This is a genomic window from Streptomyces sp. MS19, assembly GCF_047200595.1.
GTDB lineage: Bacteria > Actinomycetota > Actinomycetes > Streptomycetales > Streptomycetaceae > Streptomyces.
This window is the reverse complement of sequence record NZ_JBJZOH010000023.1, coordinates 25,454-42,871: the sequence shown is the minus strand read 5'-3', so window position 1 is coordinate 42,871 and position 17,418 is coordinate 25,454. Positions and strand designations below refer to the sequence as shown.

14 protein-coding genes are annotated in these 17,418 nt (G+C 74.1%); 12 read left to right on the top strand and 2 right to left on the bottom strand.

Annotation, left to right across the window (positions count from 1 at the left end; genetic code table 11):
* Positions 1 to 10 precede the first annotated feature (10 nt).
* From ACL02R_RS20690 to ACL02R_RS20640, 11 genes are read left to right on the top strand one after another with little or no spacing between them, the layout of a single operon-like run.
* The gene (locus ACL02R_RS20690) at positions 11 to 3,526 is read left to right on the top strand and encodes a beta-ketoacyl synthase N-terminal-like domain-containing protein (protein WP_412798448.1); all 3,516 of its coding nucleotides are present in this window, start codon (positions 11 to 13) and stop codon (positions 3,524 to 3,526) included.
* Positions 3,523 to 4,395, top strand: a complete 873-nt coding sequence (locus tag ACL02R_RS20685) for a 3-hydroxyacyl-CoA dehydrogenase family protein (protein WP_412798447.1) — start codon at positions 3,523 to 3,525, stop codon at positions 4,393 to 4,395. The genes ACL02R_RS20690 and ACL02R_RS20685 overlap by 4 nt, the downstream gene beginning before the upstream one ends.
* Entirely contained in the window at positions 4,392 to 4,679 is a 288-nt protein-coding gene (locus tag ACL02R_RS20680) for an acyl carrier protein (protein ID WP_362968463.1), read from the top strand. Before ACL02R_RS20685 ends, ACL02R_RS20680 begins: the two co-directional genes overlap by 4 nt.
* On the top strand, positions 4,672 to 5,793 hold the full coding sequence (locus tag ACL02R_RS20675) for an acyl-CoA dehydrogenase family protein (protein WP_412798446.1): 1,122 nt from the start codon (positions 4,672 to 4,674) through the stop codon (positions 5,791 to 5,793). The genes ACL02R_RS20680 and ACL02R_RS20675 overlap by 8 nt, the downstream gene beginning before the upstream one ends.
* Positions 5,790 to 6,797 carry a 3-oxoacyl-[acyl-carrier-protein] synthase III C-terminal domain-containing protein gene (locus tag ACL02R_RS20670; protein ID WP_412798445.1) on the top strand — a complete coding sequence of 336 codons (1,008 nt, stop codon included), beginning with the start codon at positions 5,790 to 5,792 and terminating at the stop codon, positions 6,795 to 6,797. The genes ACL02R_RS20675 and ACL02R_RS20670 overlap by 4 nt, the downstream gene beginning before the upstream one ends.
* A gap of 2 nt (positions 6,798 to 6,799) precedes the next feature.
* Positions 6,800 to 7,912 (top strand): HAD-IIIC family phosphatase, encoded by a 1,113-nt coding sequence (locus ACL02R_RS20665; RefSeq protein WP_412798444.1) that lies wholly within the window; start codon positions 6,800 to 6,802, stop codon positions 7,910 to 7,912.
* The gene (locus ACL02R_RS20660; RefSeq protein ID WP_412798443.1) at positions 7,905 to 9,500 is read left to right on the top strand and encodes an amino acid adenylation domain-containing protein; all 1,596 of its coding nucleotides are present in this window, start codon (positions 7,905 to 7,907) and stop codon (positions 9,498 to 9,500) included. The genes ACL02R_RS20665 and ACL02R_RS20660 overlap by 8 nt, the downstream gene beginning before the upstream one ends.
* Before the next feature lie 9 nt (positions 9,501 to 9,509).
* A complete protein-coding gene (locus tag ACL02R_RS20655) occupies positions 9,510 to 10,748 on the top strand; it encodes an MFS transporter (protein ID WP_412798442.1) in 1,239 nt (412 codons plus the stop codon).
* Positions 10,749 to 10,767: 19 nt separating this feature from the next.
* Positions 10,768 to 11,832, top strand: a complete 1,065-nt coding sequence (locus ACL02R_RS20650) for a MupA/Atu3671 family FMN-dependent luciferase-like monooxygenase (RefSeq protein ID WP_412798441.1) — start codon at positions 10,768 to 10,770, stop codon at positions 11,830 to 11,832.
* Positions 11,829 to 12,812 (top strand): 3-oxoacyl-ACP synthase III family protein, encoded by a 984-nt coding sequence (locus ACL02R_RS20645; RefSeq protein ID WP_412798440.1) that lies wholly within the window; start codon positions 11,829 to 11,831, stop codon positions 12,810 to 12,812. The genes ACL02R_RS20650 and ACL02R_RS20645 overlap by 4 nt, the downstream gene beginning before the upstream one ends.
* On the top strand, positions 12,809 to 13,621 hold the full coding sequence (locus tag ACL02R_RS20640) for a thioesterase II family protein (protein ID WP_412798439.1): 813 nt from the start codon (positions 12,809 to 12,811) through the stop codon (positions 13,619 to 13,621). The genes ACL02R_RS20645 and ACL02R_RS20640 overlap by 4 nt, the downstream gene beginning before the upstream one ends.
* A 35-nt stretch (positions 13,622 to 13,656) precedes the next feature.
* Here the strand turns inward: ACL02R_RS20640 and ACL02R_RS20635 are convergent, their stop codons facing one another.
* A complete protein-coding gene (locus tag ACL02R_RS20635; RefSeq protein WP_412798438.1) occupies positions 13,657 to 14,682 on the bottom strand; it encodes a LuxR C-terminal-related transcriptional regulator in 1,026 nt (341 codons plus the stop codon).
* A gap of 211 nt (positions 14,683 to 14,893) precedes the next feature.
* On the opposite strand from ACL02R_RS20635, the gene ACL02R_RS20630 reads away from it, so the two are divergent.
* On the top strand, positions 14,894 to 15,727 hold the full coding sequence (locus tag ACL02R_RS20630) for a hypothetical protein (RefSeq protein WP_412798437.1): 834 nt from the start codon (positions 14,894 to 14,896) through the stop codon (positions 15,725 to 15,727).
* A 30-nt stretch (positions 15,728 to 15,757) separates the two neighbouring features.
* Here ACL02R_RS20630 and ACL02R_RS20625 read toward each other — a convergent pair whose 3' ends face one another.
* The gene (locus tag ACL02R_RS20625; RefSeq protein WP_412798436.1) at positions 15,758 to 17,185 is read right to left on the bottom strand and encodes a serine hydrolase domain-containing protein; all 1,428 of its coding nucleotides are present in this window, start codon (positions 17,183 to 17,185) and stop codon (positions 15,758 to 15,760) included.
* Positions 17,186 to 17,418: the final 233 nt, after the last annotated feature.

The window sequence follows — 17,418 nt, the reverse complement described above, 5'->3', positions numbered from 1 at the left end:
GAGCGGACCCTTGACCAGCAGCACCAGCAGCATCAACAGCACCGACATCGCGGTGGTCGGCGTCGGCGTGCGGTACCCCGACGCCGCCACACCGCGGGAGTTCTGGCGCAACATCGACCGCGGCGCCCTCGCCATGCGGGAGATGTCCCCCGAGCGGCTGCGGGCCGCCGGGGTCACCGACGACACGCTCGCCGACCCGGCCTTCGTCCGGGTCGCCACCTCGCTGCCCGGCGTGGCGGACTTCGCCTCCGAGTTCTTCGGCTACCCGCCGCGCGAGGCGGAGACCATCGACCCGCAGCAGCGGCTCTTCCTCGAAGCCTCCTGGGAGGCCCTGGAGGCGGCCGGGCACCCGGCGCGCAAGGGCGGCCCGGTCACCGGCGTCTTCGCGGGCAGCGCCGCCGGCAACTACTCGGCGGCCCTCCTCGTCGCCAAGGCCCTGCGCGACGGCCTGCGCGCCGCCGTGGACGACCTGGACCTGACGGTCGGCGGCCAGGCCGACTTCATGACGTCCCGCACCGCCTACAAGCTCGGCCTGCGCGGCCCCGCGCTGAGCATCCAGACGGGCTGCTCCTCGTCCCTCTACGCGGTGCACTACGCGACGCTCAGCCTGCTCTCCGGCGAGTGCGACATCGCGCTCGCGGGCGGCGCGACCGTCCTCGAACCGTTCCGCGGCCACCTCCACCAGCCGGGCGGCGTCCTCTCCGACGACGGCTACTGCCGCTCGTTCGACGCCAGTTCGACCGGCACGACATACAGCTCGGGCGTCGGCGTCGTCGCCCTGCGCCGCCTGGAGGACGCCCTCGCGGACGGCGACGACGTCCTCGCCGTCGTACGCGGCAGCGCGGTCGGCAACGACGGCGGCGACCGGCTCGGCTTCGTCGCCCCCAGCCCGGACGGCGTGGCCGACGTCGTCGCCGCCGCGCTGCGCACCGCGGGCGTGCCCGCCGACCTGGTCAGGTACGTCGAGGCGCACGGCACCGCCACCGCCGTCGGCGACACCATCGAACTCCTCGCCCTCACCAAGGCCTTCCGCGCCACCACCGACAAGAGCGGCTACTGCGGCCTCGGTTCGGTCATGTCCAACATCGGGCACACCGGACCCGCCGCCGGGATCGCCGGCTTCATCAAGGCCGTGCACGTCGCCCGGACCGGCACCGTTCCGCCGCACCCCGCCTTCGAACGCCCCCGCGACCCCGGCGTCATGGAGGAGAGCCCCTTCTACGTGACGACCGCGCCCGAGCGGGCCACCGACCCCGAGCGGCACGTGCTCGTCAACTCCATGGGCGTCGGCGGCACCAACGCGGCGGCCGTCCTCGCCCCGCCGCCACCGCCGGTACGGCCCGCCGCCCCCGTACGGCCGACCGTCCGGCTCGTCCTGTCCGCCCGTACCCGCGCCGAACTCGACCAGCAGTCCCGCCTCCTGGCCGACGCCCTGGACGAGGACGGCCTGCCGCCCGCCGACGTCGCGCACACCCTGCGCGTCGGGCGGGCCGCCTTCGGCGAGCGGCGCGTCGTCACCGCCCCCGCCCACCGGCTGGCCGCCGCGCTGCGCCTGCCGCGCCCGCCCGCCGTGCGGACCGAGCGCAGCGGCGCCCGCCGCGCCGTGCTCGTCCTGCCGCCCCCGGACGCGCCACAGCCGCCGGACGCGCTGGTCGCGGCGCTGAGGGCGCTGCTCCCCGCCGCGACCGGAACGGTGGCGGGCACGGCGGGCGAGATCCCCGACGGCACCTTCGCAATCCTCGCCGGACACGGCACGTCCGGCCGCGACCGCCATGCCGTCACCGCCACCGCCGACACCGACGCCGAGACGCTCGCCGGCCTGCTGGACGAGGCCGCGACGACCGCCTGGCTGCACGGCGTGGAGGTCAACTGGTCGGCGCTGGCGGGCGACACGGGCCGCCGGGTGACCCTGCCGACGTACCCGTTCACCCGCCGGCGCCACTGGGCGCTCGACCGCCTGCCCACCCCCGACCAGCCGCCCGCCCAGCCACCCGCCGCCGCACCCGCCCCGGGGAGTCCGGCCGACGGCACGCTGGAAGCCGACCTCACCGCGCTCTGGCAGGACCTGTTCGGGCTCGACACCATCGGCCCCGACGACGAGTTCGGCGCGCTCGGCGGCACGTCCCTGCTGTCCGTCCGCATGGTGCTGGAGATCCAGCAGCGCCACGGTGTCCTCGTCAACGTCCACCGCGCGGGCGGCAGCCAGGCCACGATCCGGCGGCTCGCGCGGATCGTCGGCGGCCTCAAGGCCGGCGCCGCGGCGGGCGACGAGGAGGTGGACCCGGCGGCCGACGGCGACGGGGCCCTCGTGGACGCCGACCTCCAGCTGCCCCTGGAGCCGCTGGCCGCCAGGTCCGCGCCCGGCCGCGACGTCCTGCTCACCGGCGCGACGGGCTACCTCGGCGCGTTCCTCCTCGACCGGCTCCTCGCCGCGTCCAAGGGCCGCGTCTACTGCGTGGTCCGCGCCGCCGACGAGGCGGAGGGCATGGCACGGCTGACCGCGGCCGCCGCGAAGTTCGGCCTGCCCGCGCCCGATCCGGAACGGGTCCACGCCGTCCCCGGCGACCTGCGCGACATCGCCGCCGTCTGCCGCGCCTACCGCGACGGCGAACTCGCCACGCGCGTCGGCCACGTCCTGCACTGCGCCGCCCGCGTCGTCTTCACCGAGCCCTACCGGACCCTTCGCGAGGACAACGTCCTGCCGCTCGTCGGCCTCCTCAACTGGATGCGCCCGCACGGCATCCGCGACATCAGCTTCATCTCCACCGTCGCCGCCACGGGCCCGGCGGGCGCCGACGGCCTGCTCCTGGAGACCCGCGAGCAGCCGCTCGACCCGCAGCTCGGCGGCTACGGCGTCGGCAAGTGGGTCGGCGAGCGCATCCTGGAGCGCGCGGACCAGGACGGCATGCGCGTGCGCGTGTTCAGGCCGGGACTCATCATGGCCTCCACCGAGAGCGGCGCCTGCAACGACAAGGACCTCGTCTGGTTCCTCCTGGCGAGCGGCCTGGTCGTGGGCGCGCGCCCGGTGGACGACCGCGGCATGCCGCTGTCCCCGGTGGACGTGCTCGCCCGCGCCGTCGCCGAACTCGCCCTGTCCGCCAAGTCGGTGGGCCGCGCCTACCACCTCGTGGACGAGACGTCCCCCAGCCTCGAAGACCTGTTCGCCGCCCTCGCGGAGACCGGGCTGCCCACCAGGACCGTGCCGCTCACCGAGTGGCAGCGGCTCATCGCCGAACGGGCCCAGGAGACCGGCAGCGCCGTCCTGTCCGGCACCGCCCTCTACGAGATGGAGGGCCACGAGCTGGACGAGGCCGGTGTCCAGGCGCGCAACTGGCAGCCCTGGCTGCGCCGCGCCGGACTGTCCCCGGCCGTCACCGGCGCCCAGCTGCGCGCGGGCCTTGCGTTCCTGGCGCACCGGACGCCCGCCATCGGCGCCCTGCTCCCCGACCTGGCCGCCGAGGGCGCCAGGGCCGCCACGGCCACCGGCACCGCCGGCACGGCCACCGTCACCGAGGAGGACAAGTGAGCGACCCCGCCCCCGCCCCCGCCCACCGCCTCGCCGTCGTCGGCGCGGGCGTCATGGGCACCGGCATCGCCACCCTCGCCGTCGGCCACGGCCTGCCCGTCGTCCTGGTCGACGTCTCAAGGGACGCCCTGGACAAGGCAGCCGCCGCCGTCCCCCAGCAGCTGCGGCTCGCCCGCCTGACGGGCAGGCTGCCCCGCGAGGGCGCGACCGGCGACCTCGTCACCACCACACGCCTCGCCGACATCGGCGACGTCACCGCCGTCGTCGAGGCCGTCACCGAACTCGCCCCGCTCAAGGCCAAGGTGCTCGCCGAGGTGTCCTCGCTCGTGCCCCCCGGCACGCTCCTGATCTCCAACACGTCGGCCGTCCCCATCGACGAGCAGGCCGACTCCGTGCGGCACCCCGAGGACCTCCTCGGCATCCACTTCATGAACCCGCCGTACATGATCCGCGCCGCCGAGCTGATCCGCGGCCCCCGCACCGGCGAGCCCGCGCTCGCCGCCGCCCGCGCCCTGCTGACGGCACTCGGCAGGGACGGCATCGTGGTCGGCGACGGCCCCGGCTTCGTCGTCAACCGGATACTCCAGCGGATGATCAACGAGGCCGCGCGCATCGTCGCCGAGGGCATCGCGGACCCGGCCTCCGTGGACGCCGCGTTCGAGGGCTGCCTCGGCCACACCACGGGCCCGCTCGCCACCGCCGACCTGATCGGCCTCGACAACGTCGCCGACTCCCTGCGCGTGCTCCACGAGCGCACCGGCGACGGCGGCTACGACCCCTGCCCCCTGCTGCTGGACAAGGTCGCCGCCGGTGACCTCGGCCGCAAGACCGGCCGCGGCTTCTTCGAGTACGGAGGACGCACGTCATGACCACCCCCACCGACAGGACGGACACGGCGCGGCACATCAGGGACGACCTGACCGCGTTCCTCGCGGCACGGACCAGGACGGACGTCGGCCCGGACGTGGACCTGTTCGCCAGCGGCCTGGTCACCTCCCTGTTCGCGATGGAACTGCTGGTGCACGTCGAGCAGTCCTTCGGCGTGCAGGTCGCCGGGCCCGACCTCACCCTCGACAACTTCCGCAGCGTCGAGCGGATGACCGCCCTCGTCCTGCGCCTGCGCGGCGGCACCGACGGCGGCACCGATGCCTGAGCCGGAGGGGGGCGCGGCCGCCGCGCTCGCCCGCCTCGCGGACGAGCTGATCGGCGACCACGCGGCCGGCTGGGACCGCGCGGGCGCCCTGCCGCACGACGTGCTGCGCGCCCTCGGCGGCAAGGGCGTGCTGGCCGCCCAGATCCCCGCCGCCCACGGGGGAGCGGGCCTCTCCAGCGCCGCGAACGGCGAACTCACCGCGCACGTCGGCGCCCTGTGCTCGTCCGTCCGCAGCGTCATGACCTCCCAGGGCATGGCCGCCTGGACCGTCGAGCGGTTCGGCGACGAGGAGCAGCGGACCGCGTACCTGAGCGCCCTCGCCTCCGGCCGCCTCGCCGGGGTGGCCTTCAGCGAGCCGGGCGCCGGGAGCGACCTGTCCGCCATGGCCACCACCGTCGTCCGCGACGGGGACAGCGTCGTCGTGGACGGCGCCAAGTCGTGGATCACCGTCGGCGCCTACGCCGACCTGCTCGTCGTCTTCGGCCGGTACGGAACGGGCGCCGCCGCCGTCGTCGTCCCCGCCGACGCGCCGGGGGTGACCGTCACACGCGTCCCCGATCCGATGGGCTGCCGCGCCGCCGGGCACGCCGACGTGCGGCTCGACGCGGTGCGGCTGCCGGCCGACAGCCTGCTCGGCGGCGCGGGCCTGCCCGTCGACTGGCTGGTCACCTCGGCGCTGACGTACGGCCGCGTCTCGGTGGCCTGGGGCTGCGCGGGCATCCTGCGGTCCTGCCTGCGCGCCGCCTGCGCCCACGCGGCGGGCCGCGTGCAGTTCGGCACCCCCGTCGCCGCGCACCAGCTCGTCACCCGGCACCTCGCCGAACTGCACGTCGCCCACGAGGCCGTCACCCGCTGCTGCGAACACGCCAGCCGCTGCTGGGACGAGGGCAGCCCCGAGCTGCCCGCCGCCGCCGTGACCGCCAAGCACCTCGCGGCCGTCCAGGCGGCACGCGGCGCCGCCACGGCGGTGCAGGTCCTCGCGTCCGCCGGGGCGCGCGACGGCGGCACCGTGGCCCGTGCCTACCGCGACGCGAAGCTGATGGAGATCATCGAGGGCAGCAACGAGATCAGCCAGCTGCTCCTCGGCAAGCACGCCTTGGCGGTGTGGTCATGACAGCACCGGACACCCCGGACAGTACCGCCGGCGCCGCCATCGGCATCGGCGCGATCCACTGCGTCCTGCCCACCGAGCGCGTCCCCGTCGCCGGACTCCCCGAGTTCGACGGACTCGACCCCGAGGCGGCCGAGTTCGCCCTCGGCAGCGGCATCACCACGGTCGGCGTCCTGGAGGACCGCACCGCCGGCGACCTCGCGACCGAGGCTGTCAGGGGACTCCTCGCCCGCCTCGACGGGCAGGCCAGGCGGCCCGGCACGCTGATGCTCGTCGGCCCCCGCGCCCCCGACGTCCTGCTCGGCTCCGACGTCTGCCGCGTCCAGGCCGACGCCAAGCTCGACGGCGCGTTCGCGTTCACCGTCGACGGACTCGGCTGCACCGGATCGAGCGCCGCCTGGGCCCTCGGGCGCGACCTGCTGCTCGCCGACCCGTCGCGCGACAGCGTCCTCATCGCCCACGGCAGCCGCCCCACCGGCTACGACCGCGTACGCCCTCCCGTCACCGTCATCGGTGACGGCGCCTTCGCCATGACGCTCGTACGCGGCGGACGGCCCGTGCTGCGCGCGCACCGCATGGAGACGGACGGCACGTTCCACGACCTGTTCCGCGTGGACTACAAGCAGGTGCCGTCCTACGAGTGGCGCGAGGAGTGCGCCTCACCGGACCGCTACCGCTTCGAACTCGCCCTGCACAGCCGCATGCGCCTCGGCCGCATGGTGGACGAGGTGCTGGCCGACGCCGGGGTGGCGCGCGCCGACGTCACCACCGCGCTGATGCAGAACGTCACCGCCGGCGCCTACGCGTTCTACGAGTCGCTGCTCGGCCTGCCCATCGACCCGGTCTGCGGCGAACACCTCGCCGCCTACGGCCACCTGGGCGCCATGGACGTCGTCCTCAACCTCGACCGCAGACTGGCGCGCGGCGACCTGCGGCCGGGGGATCTCGTGCTCGTCCTCAACAACAGCCCGGTCGCCGCCTGGGCCGTCACCCTGTGGGAGGTCTGAACGTGAACGCCACGCCCCCGAAGGGCGTCAAGTGCCTGGTCTGGGACCTCGACAACACCCTGTGGAAGGGCACCGTCCTCGAAGACGGCGAGGTCACGCTGTCCGACGACGTCCGCCGCGTGATCACCACACTCGACGAACGCGGCATCCTCCAGTCCGTCGCCAGCAAGAACGACCACGACCACGCCTGGGAGTGGCTGGAGAAGTTCGGCGTCGCCGACTACTTCGTGCTGCCCCGCATCGGCTGGGGCCCCAAGTCCCGGTCCGTGCGCGAGATCGCCGACGCGCTCGGCTTCGCCCACGGCACCGTGGCGTTCGTGGACGACCAGCCCGCCGAGCGCGCCGAGGTCGCCCACCACCTGCCCGACGTCCGCTGCTACGGTGCCCACGAGGTGCCCGGCCTGCCGGAACGCCCCGAGTTCAGCCCCGTCGTCACCGCCGACTCGCGCCGCCGCCGCGAGATGTACCGCGCCGGCTTCCGCCGCGAGGCCGCCCGCGAGGACTTCGCCGGGCCCGACGAGGACTTCCTGCGCACCCTCGATCTCGTCATGACGATCCGCCGCGCCACCGGCGACGACCTCACACGCGTCGAGGAACTCACCCTGCGCACCAGCCAGATGAACGCCACCGGCGTCCACTACGGCGACGAGGAGCTGCGCGCCCTCCTCGCCGACCCGCGCCACGAGGTCCTCGTCGTCCAGCTCGCCGACCGCTTCGGCGACCACGGCGCCGTCGGCATCGTCCTGCTCGAACGGCACCCGGGCGCCTGGCTGCTGCGGCTGCTCGCCACCTCCTGCCGCGTCGTCTCCTTCGGCGCCGGATCGGTCCTGCTGCGCTGGCTCACCGACGAGGCCGCCCGCGCCGGGGTGCGTCTCTTCGCCGACTTCCGCCGCACGGACCGCAACCGCATGATGGAGGTGGCCTACCGCTTCGCGGGCTTCACCTCGTACGATGGCTCGCGCGCCGATGCCCTCCCCGGCGACGGCACCGCGGCGCACGAGGGCATCGACCTGCTCCACATCGACCCGCGGCGGCAGGACCCGCCCACGACCATGCGGCTCGACGCACCGGACCTGGGCGTCGCCGCGCACACCGGGGAGGCGGCCCGTGGCTGACGCCCGGACGCTCCACGCGTGGTTCGCCGCCGCCGCCGACCGCCACGCGGACCTGCCCGCCCTCGAAGCCGACGGCGAGACGTTCACGTACGCCGAACTGCGCCGCGCCGCCGAGGCGGTCGCCGCCCGCATCACCGGCGCGCACGGCGGGCCGCCCGCGCGGGTCTCCGTCATGGCGACCCGCGGCGTCGTCTCCCTCGCCGGATACCTGGCCGCGCTGCGCCTCGGCGCCACCGTCACACCGGTCAACCCGGCGTTCCCCGCCGCGCGCAACCGCATGATCACCGACCTGGCCGGCGCCGAGGTGCTGCTCGCCGACGCGGCCGACGCCCGGCAGCTCGACGGCGGCCTGCGCGGCGCCGTGCCCACCGAACTGCGGCTCACCGCCCAGGAGGTGACCGCCGCCGCGCGGGCCACCGCCCCCGCGCACCCGCCGCTGCCGCCGTACGCCGCCGGCCCGGACGACGTGGCGTACGTGCTGTTCACCTCCGGGTCCACGGGCCGCCCCAAGGGCGTCCCCATCCGCCACCGCAACCTCACGCCCTATCTCGCCCACAACATCGCCCGCTACGGCATCGGCCCCGGCTGCCGCATGTCCCACACCTTCGACCTCACCTTCGACCCCTCGGTCTTCGACCTGTTCGTCACCTGGGGCGCGGGCGCCACGCTCGTCGTCCCCGGCCGCGCCGACCTCCTCACGCCCGTCGACCACGTGGCGGAGCGCGGCATCACCCACTGGTTCTCCGTCCCGTCCGTCGTCTCCGTCGCGGCCGAACTGGGCAACCTGCCCGCCGGGCGCGCCGGTTGCCTGCGGCTGAGCGTCTTCATCGGCGAGCCGCTGTCGTACGACCAGGCCACCGCCTGGCGCGCGGCCGCGCCCGCCACCACCGTCGAGAACGTCTACGGTCCCACCGAACTCACCGTCGCCTGCGCCGAGTACACGCTGCCCGCCGACCCGGGCGCCTGGCCGGCGACGGCCAACGACACCGTGCCCATCGGCGAGGTCTACCCGTTCCTCGACCACCTCGTCCTCGACGAGGCGGGACACCCCGCCGACGAGGGCGAGCTGTGCGTGCGCGGCCCGCAGCGCTTCGACGGCTACCTCGACCCGGCCGACAACGCGGGCCGGTTCCTGCTGCACGGCGCCGACGGGGCCACCGTCCTCGACGGCGCGGGGCCGCCCACGCCCGAGCACTACTACCGCACCGGCGACCGCGTCCGCCGCGAGGGCGGCCGCCTCGTCCACCTCGGACGGCTCGACAACCAGGTCAAGATACGCGGCTACCGCGTCGAACTCGGGGAGGTCGAGGCCGCGATGCGCCGCCTCCCCACCGTCCGCCAGGCCGTCGTGATCGCCCTGCGGTCCGGCGGCGACACCGAACTCGTCGGCTGCTACACAGGCAGTCCGGCGGAGCCCCAGGCCCTCGGCCGCGCCCTGCGGAAGATGCTGCCCGTCCACATGGTGCCCCGGACCTTCCGGCACCTGGACGCCGTGCCGCTGAACGCCAACGGCAAGACCGACCGGCCGCGCATCACCTCGGACCTGCTGGCGCCCGCTCCGGCGGACACGGCGGGAGCTGCCACATAGGAGATCTCGGTGTCGTTCCTCCAGGACATCATCCCGCCCAAGGGAATCGTCCGCGTACTGTGCCTGAGCAACCTGTCGAAGACATCGGCCCACGGCATCCTGATGACCGTCAGCGTGCTGTTCTTCACGCGCGCCGTCGACATCCCCGCCGCGCAGGTCGGCCTCGCGCTGACCATCGGCGCGGCCGTCGGCATGACCGCGAGCATCCCGGCGGGACGGCTCGCCGACGTGCTGGGCCCGCGTAACACGACCGTCGTCTGCCTGCTGCTGCTCGGCGGGTTCACGGCATGCTACGGCTTCGTACAGAACTTCCCCGGCCTCGTCCTCGTGACGAGCCTGGCGCTCGCCGCCGAGTCGTCCACGGACGCGGCGCGCGGCGCCCTGGTCGCCGGGCTCATCCCGCAGAAGGAACGGGTCCGCGCCTGGTCGTACATGCGGGCCGTCAGCAACCTCGGCGTGTCCCTCGGCGCGGCGGGCGGCGCCGTCGCCCTGTACTTCGACAGCAGACCGGCGTACACGGTGATGCTCGTCGCGGGCGGCGTCCTGTTCATCGCCGCGGGGCTCGCCTACCTGACGGTGCCGCAGGTCCCGCCCGTCCCGCGTGACCAGGAGGGCCCCAAGTGGGTCGTGCTGCGGGACGCGCCCTACGCCATCGTGGCCCTGCTGAACTCCGTCCTCATCATGAACATCGGCATCCTGACCGTGGCGCTGCCCATCTGGATGACCGACGAGACGTCCGCCCCCACCTGGCTGTACTCGCTGCTGATCATCCTCAACTCGGTGGTCGTCGTCCTGTTCCAGGTGCGGGCCGGGCGCGGCAGCGAGGAGGTGTCGGGCGGCGCACGCGCGCTGCGCAGGTCCGGCGTGCTGCTCGCGGCGTGCTGCGCGTTCTTCGCCATGGCGTCCGGGCAGCCGACGTGGCTGGCCGTCGTGATCCTGGTGGCAGGCGCGCTCGTCCACGTGGGCGGCGAGATGTTCTACAGCGCGGGCGCCTGGTCGCTCGCCTACGGCCTCGCGCCCGACCACGCGCAGGGCCAGTACCAGGGCATGTTCGGCATGTCCACGCAGCTCGGCACCGTCGTGACGCCCGCGCTGGCCACCGGCCTGATCGCCGGGCTCGGTCGTCCCGGCTGGCTCATCTTCTCGGTGCTGCTGCTCGCCGCCGGGACGGCCGCGCCGTCCGTCGCCGCCTGGGCGGAACGCACCCGGCTGCCCGCCCCCTCCTCCGTCGAACAGTCCGTCGCATAGACCCTCCCCGGGAGGCCCCATGGACTTCAGCCTGTTCTACTTCGCCAACGACAGCACCGAGAAGGACCACGACCGTTACGAACTGCTGCTGGAGGGCGCCCGCTTCGCCGACCGGAACGGCTTCTCCGCCGTCTGGACGCCGGAGCGGCACTTCCACCCCTTCGGCGGCCTCTACCCGAACCCCGCGGTCACCGGCGCGGCCGTCGCCGCCGTCACCGAGCGGATCGGCATCCGCGCGGGCAGCGTCGTCGCGCCGCTGCACCACCCGCTGCGCATCGCGGAGGAGTGGTCGGTCGTGGACAACCTGTCGGGCGGCCGGGCCGGCCTGTCCTTCGCCTCCGGCTGGCACGCCACCGACTTCGCGCTCCGCCCCGAGAACTACGCGGACCGCAGGCGGCTGCTGGCCGAGCAGGTGGAGCAGGTACGGGCGCTGTGGCGCGGCGAGAAGGTGACGTTCCGCGACGGCGTGGGGGACGAGCGCGAGCTGCGGATCTACCCGCCGCCCGTCCAGCCCGAGCTGCCCGTCTGGGTCACCAGCGCGGGCGGCGTCGAGACGTTCAGGAACGCCGGGCGGCTCGGCGCCGGGCTGCTCACGCACCTGCTGGGCCAGGACACCGGCGACCTCGCCGCGAAGATCACCGAGTACCGCGCGGCGGCGGCGCAGTGCGGCAGGACGGACGGCTGGCGGGGCCATGTCGCCCTGATGGTCCACACGTTCCTCGGCGAGGACGACGACGCGGTCAGGGAGGTTGTACGCCGTCCGCTCGGCGACTACCTGCGCAGCTCGCTCGGCCTGCTCCTCGGCTCCTCGCTCGACGGGCGGCGGATCGACGCCTCGCGGCTGACGCCCGACGACGTGGACTTCATCGTCGCCCGCTCCTTCGACCGGTACTACGACGGCGGCGGGCTGCTCGGCACGGTGGAGAAGGTCGCGGCGCACGTGGCGCGGTTCCGGGAGATCGGGGTGGACGAGATCGCCTGCCTGGTCGACTTCGGGCTGCCCACCGAGGACGTCCTCGGCGGCCTCGGCCGTCTCGCGCGCCTGCGCGAGCTGACGTCGGGCGACGGGAGGACGGCGCCGTGACCGGACGGGGGTCCGCCGCCGCGGGCATCGTCGACTTCGAGGTCCGCTTCCCGTCCGCGCGCGCGGACGTCCACGAGATGAGCGCCGCCTCAGGGCTCCCCGTCGCGGACATCCTCGCCATCACGCACACCCCCTCGTTCCCCGTCCTCGCCGAGAACGAGGCGGCGTGGGAACTGGCGGCGGACGCCGCGCGGGCCGTCATCGAGCGCAACGGCGTGCGGCTGGAGGACATCAGCCACGTCATCTACTCAGGCTCGGGGGAGTGGGACCTGCCCTTCTGGACGCCCGCCGCCCGCGTGGCGCAGGAGCTGGGCATCACCCGGGCGCACTGCTTCGAGATCGCCAACTTCTGCAACGGCGGGATGACCGCCGTGCGCGCCGGGATGAACGAACTCGCGCTCGGCGCCGGTCCGTTCGTCCTCGTGCTCATCGGCGACCGGCTCAGCAGGCTGGTCGACCACGAGGACCCGGAGTCCAAGGCGCTGTTCAACTTCGGCGACGCGCCCGCCGCCGTCCTGCTCGGCCGCGACGACTGCGCCCTCGCCGTCCTCGGCTCCGCCATGCGCACCGACCCGGCCTGGGCCGACTACTACTCGGGCGACCTGGAGGACGACCGTGTCCTGATGCGCCGCCGGGGCCGCAGACCCGGACTCGCCGACGCGTATCTGGAGAACTTCCCGGCCCGCGCCGCCGACGTCCTGGCCGCCGCCGGCCGCGACCTGTCCGACGTGGCGTTCCTGCTGATCAACCAGGGCGACAAGGGCATGCACGAGCGCCTGCTCGACCGGCTCGGCCTCCCGGCGGAGAAGAGCGTCTTCCACTACGACCGGCTGGGCCACATGGGCGGCTCCGACCCGTTCATCGCCCTGCGGGGGCTGCTCGACGAGAAGCGGCTGGCGCCCGGCGACCTCGTCCTCGTCGCCAGCAGCGGCATGGGCTTCACCTGGGCCGTCACGGCGCTCGAACACCGGGGCGGGTGAGCGGCGCGGTGACGGACGTCGCGACCGGCGCCGGGGTGAAGGACCTGCGCCGCCTGCTCGCCCCGGCCTCCGGCGGCGGCGAAGGGGCGGGCGGCGCCGCGCCGTTCACCCTGCTGCTGGTGCACCACGCGGGAGGCTCCGCGGCGGCCTTCGCGCCGTTCGCCCGGCGGTTCCCCGCCGACTGGCGCGTCCTGGCCGCCGACCTGCCCGGCCGCCTGATGGCACCCGGCGAACCCCTCTGCCGCAGCTCCCGGGAGGCCGTCACCTTCCTCGTCCCCCGGCTGCGCCCGCTGCTCACCGGTCCCTGGGCGGTCTTCGGCCACAGCATGGGCGCGCTGCTCGCCTTCGAGACGGCACGCGCCCTGGCGCGGGAGGGCACGCCGCCCGTCTGGGCCGGGCTGTCCGCCGCGCCCGCCCCCGGGCACCGCCAGGACGACGACCGGCGGCACCTGTGGCCCCGCGAGCGGCTCACCGCGTTCCTGCGCGACCTGGGCGGCACACCGGACGACGTGTTCGCCATGCCGGACGTCCTCGACGGGATGCTGCGCGTCCTGCGCGGCGACCTGGCGGTCGTGGACACCTACCGGCGGCATCCGGGGCCGCCGCTCGACGTCCCGCTGACCGTCTTCACCGGGCGGGACGACGCGGTGGCGACCGCCGCCACGGCCGCGCCGTGGCGCGAGCAGACGACGGCCGCGACCACGTACCGCTCATGGCCCGGCGGGCACTTCTACCTCTTCGACCACGTGGCGGGCGTCTGCGACACCATCGCGCGGGAGGCCGACGCGGCGCGCGCCGCGCTGCGCTGACACCGGCCGCCCCGACCACTTCGTCACGGACGCCGTCACACCCCGCCGTGCCCTTCCGGGTCGGCGGGCACCCCGGCGTCCGTGACGAAGTGGTCGGCGAGCAGGCCGTTCACGGCGATGAGGTAGCCGAGCTGCGCGCGGCTGACGCTGCCGAGCCGCCGGGAGATGCGGCTGATGTACTCGGCGACCGTCCGGCGGCTGATGCCGAGGCCCCGCGCGATCCGCTCCTCGGTGTGCCCGGCGACAAGGAAGCGGATGATGCTCTGCTCGATCTCGGAGACGACGGTCCTCGGCCGCCGGTGCATGGCCGGTTCGACCGGGGTGCCGCGCGCCCACGCGTACTCGAAGACGTTGGCGAGGAACCACACCAGCGCCGGGTCACGGACCTCCAGGGCCTCGTCCGGATAGTCGGGGCCGGTCGGTATGTAGGCGACCTCGCGGTCGCAGATGATGAGCCGGTCGAACATCTCGCCGACCGTACGGATGTTTCCGCCCGCTTCCGCGACCTTCCTGATGTATTCGGCGGTGGGCGGATGCGTCCATACCGCGTGCTGGTAGAGCGTGCGCTGGCTGACGCCGCGTTCCAGCAATTCCAGATTGCGCTGGACGACGGTTTCGAGGATATCGGGCGGCCGCCGTCCGCCGGGCTGTGCGGTGAGCAATTCGGATTGGCACGCGGCGACCGACGCGTCGATGGTGCGGGCGATGAGGTCGCCGCCGTGTAAGACGGTCGCGTGCGGAAGATCCTTCCTGTGTGCCGAAGCGAACACCTCCTCGGCGGAGCGGAAGGATCCGGCCAGGAAGATCAGCCTGCGGTGGGCGGTCGCCAGCTCCTCCTCGATGGGGGCCATCGCCCGGCCGGCGGCCACCACCGGCGGGACGGGCACGTGCAGTCCGGGGTCGTCGGCGGCCGGTTCCAGCAGGCCAAGGGCCACGAGGCAGCGTGCGGCCGGCTCCGCGGCGATCCCGCCGACCGCCATCGCCTCGCGGTACTGCCGCAGCCCGGCCTCGCACAGCTCACTACCGCCGCAGGCCGCTCTGTCACATTCTGTTTGTCCCATTTCATTCCCCCTGCATGATCGTGCAGTGCGCATACATGTTAGGGCGCGGTGTTGATTCGGCAATGGTGCGGAGAAAGGATCTGAGGACATTCCTCCGTCCCGCCCGACCAGGGCTTCTCCCACGGCTGACATTGACGTGCCTTCACGCCGTCGGGCCGCGCGTCCGGCAGGCGCCGGCGAACGGTCCGGCGCCCGGACAAGGACAGGGAAAATGACACACAGAGTTCACGGTGAAGAGTTCCGCGCCGCCGTCGCCGGGCTGAGTGTCCCCGGTATGGGCACGGAGGTCGTCGGCCCGCTGCTCGCGAACCTCATTCAGCTTCTGCGCCCGGAGCGTGTACTCGAAGTGGGAATGGGGTACACAACTCCCTTTCTCGCCGCCGCCCTCGCCGACGTCGAGGAGACCGTGCGCGCCGAGTCGGCCGCGCTCGCCGCCAAGACCCGCGACCACCTCGCCCGCGGCGCCGGACTCGACGACACCTGGCTGCTCGCCGACCCGCCCCTGGTGTCCCCCTCGCCCCATCTGGCCCCCTACCGGCCGCGGCTGGTCGCCGTGGACAACCTCTCGATCGCCGACTCCTCCGCGGGGCGCGTCCGCGAGGTGCTCGGCGGGCTCGGCCTCGACGGGCTGGTGACGGTCGTCAACTCGGACCTGCGGGACGCCGCCGACCGGCTCCCCGCCGGGTTCACGCCGATCGACTTCGCGTGGATCGACGCGTGGGAGTGCCTCTGGTTCTTCGACCACTTCTGGGAGCTGATCGACCCGGACGGCGGCCTCGTCGTCATGCACTACCTGATGACCTATCCCGAGGGCGAGGCGCTGCTGCGCTACATCGAGCGGTTCCAGCACGCCCACCCCGGCGAACTGGAGGTCGTGAACCTTTTGGAGTCGCAGAAGCTGATGCAGAACAGCGTCACCGTCCTGCGCCGCACCAGCGGCACCCGCGACCGCCGCTACGCGGGGCGCGGTGGCCGGGTCCGCTACACCGACGAGCTGCGCCGCGACGCGGAGGCCCACCTGCGCGCCGTCGAGGCCGGGGCCTGACGCGCGCTCCCGGCCCCGGCGAGCGCCGCCCTACGCGACGTCAGGCCGCGTCATCAGCGGCGACCGCGCGTGCAGTTCCAGGCTGGGGCCGGTCAGGGGCGGGGTGCTCCAGGTCGCCGTCGCGGTCCCCGCGTCGGCGTCGACGGCCAGCCGGACGCGGTGCGGGGTCGTGATGACGTAGAGATCGGCGGCGTAGGTGCCGCCCTGCCAGGCGCCGGCCGCCACGATCGGCCGGCCGAGCGGGGCGCTCTCCCGCCAGTCGCCGTGGCCGACCTCGACTTCGAGGAGCGATCCGAGGCGTACGCGCCATCCGCCGTCGGTGGGATCGACGGTGACCGCCGTTCCGCCGGGCAGGGCCGACCCCTCGGCCGAGGCGTCGAGTCTCGCGCTGACCGCGCGCCCCGGGTCGGCCGACCCCGGCACCGGCCGCAGCGACAGTCGCCGCAGCCGATCGGCGAGGATCGCGTCGTCCTGAGGGCTTGCCGCGTGACCCACGCCGGGCAGCAGGTACTCCCACACGGCGTCGAGCACGCTCTGGGACTCTCCTTGGGCGGTCACGGCGACGACGAGATCGTGGGACGGTATGACCACGCACTGCTGCCCGTAGGAGCCATGGCCGTGGTAGCCGTGACGCGACATCCAGAACTGGTAGCCGTAGCCGTGGGAGAAGTCGGCCTGGTCCGATCCGTCCAGAACCCATCCGCTGCCGATGTGGCGGCTGGTCGCCAGCTCCACCCAGTCGCGCGGGACGAGCTGTCGGCCGCCCCACACGCCTCCGCGCCGCAGCAGTTCGCCGAAGGCGGCGACGGACTCGGTCGTCAGGTGCAGTCCGTGGAAGCCGAAGGCGGCGCCACTCGCCACCCGGTCCCACTCGGCGTGGTCGATGCCCATCGGCGTGAACAGGCGCGCGTCGAGGAACTCCGGAAGGCCGCGGCCCGTGACCCGCTCCACCATCCGGGCCAGGATGTAGGTGGTCGAGTTGTCGTAGACGTGCCGCGTTCCCTCGGCCGTGGCGAACGGCAGGCCCAGGAAGCCCTTCACCAGGTCGCCGGGTTCCCGCTCCCACGCCTCGGTGAGGCTGTCGGCGGGGTGTCCTGCCGTCATGGACAGCAGGTGGTGGACGGTGATGCGGCGGCCTTGCTCCGACACACCGGCCGGCACGCGGTCGGGCAGCACGTCCACCACGCGGTCGTCCAGCGAGAGCAGCCCGTCGCCGATCGCGAGCCCCACGGCGATCGAGGTGAACGACTTGGTCAGCGAGTAGAGAAGGTGCGGCCGGTCGGCCGAGTACGGCGCCCACCAGCCCTCGGCCACCACCTGACCGCGGTGGACGACCATGAGGGAGTGGCTCTCGCCCGATCGCGCTTCGAGCCTGTCCAGCATCGCGGCGATCGAACGGGACGATATCCCCGAGGCGGCGGGCGCCGAACGGGGAAGCAGGGTGTGGCGGGACGGCATCCCGGCTTTCTAGCATGGCCGCACGGCGGCTCGCGCGGCGTTTTCTCCCCGGCCACCGGGGACAGGGCCCGGCGTACGGCCTCGTCCGGCCCGGACGGCGGCCCTCGCCGGCCGGACGAGTGCCCTGCTCGCCGCGTACCTTCTCCCGCTCGGTGGTGAGCCGCTTCCTTACCGCCGGCCGGCGCGTACGGCGGTCGGCCGGGGCATCGGTGGTCTCCGCCCGCCGGGACGAG

Coding starts and splice junctions, on each gene's coding strand:
- ACL02R_RS20680 (WP_362968463.1), top strand. CDS start 4,392: ATGACCACCCCCACCGACAGGACGGACACGGCGCGGCACATCAGGGAC.
- ACL02R_RS20675 (WP_412798446.1), top strand. CDS start 4,672: ATGCCTGAGCCGGAGGGGGGCGCGGCCGCCGCGCTCGCCCGCCTCGCG.
- ACL02R_RS20670 (WP_412798445.1), top strand. CDS start 5,790: ATGACAGCACCGGACACCCCGGACAGTACCGCCGGCGCCGCCATCGGC.
- ACL02R_RS20650 (WP_412798441.1), top strand. CDS start 10,768: ATGGACTTCAGCCTGTTCTACTTCGCCAACGACAGCACCGAGAAGGAC.
- ACL02R_RS20635 (WP_412798438.1), bottom strand. CDS start 14,682: ATGGGACAAACAGAATGTGACAGAGCGGCCTGCGGCGGTAGTGAGCTG.
- ACL02R_RS20630 (WP_412798437.1), top strand. CDS start 14,894: ATGACACACAGAGTTCACGGTGAAGAGTTCCGCGCCGCCGTCGCCGGG.
- ACL02R_RS20625 (WP_412798436.1), bottom strand. CDS start 17,185: ATGCCGTCCCGCCACACCCTGCTTCCCCGTTCGGCGCCCGCCGCCTCG.